A 281-nucleotide genomic window follows, 5' to 3' on the forward strand; every position below is an offset into this window, starting at 1 on the left:
ATTTTAATTACAGCGCATTTCAAAGAGTTAAATATTGAGTCTATTGCTTGTCGCTGAACATCATCGCAATCCTGATACTCATCGATAAAGACATACTGGAATCGTGATGAAAAGAGATCAGTATATGCTTCGGGTAGGTAATTTATAGCGGATTTAGCATATGAATAGGCATCTTGATACCGCATTATTCCTTCATTTTTAAGAAGTTCATTTAGCAATTCTTTATACTGCAGGGTAGAAGTTTTCTGTGCGCCAGCCAACGCTTTTTTCTGTTTTCCCAC

Annotated in this window: 1 protein-coding gene; it reads right to left on the reverse strand. The window is 36.7% G+C overall.

The features are described from left to right. Nucleotides 1-281 (reverse strand): UvrD-helicase domain-containing protein (locus tag K6T82_RS24385; protein WP_223711659.1); only part of this gene is annotated, 281 nt, incomplete at both ends.

The organism is Flavobacterium potami (genome assembly GCF_020026915.1).
In the GTDB taxonomy this organism is placed as follows: Bacteria; Bacteroidota; Bacteroidia; order Flavobacteriales; family Flavobacteriaceae; genus Flavobacterium; species Flavobacterium potami.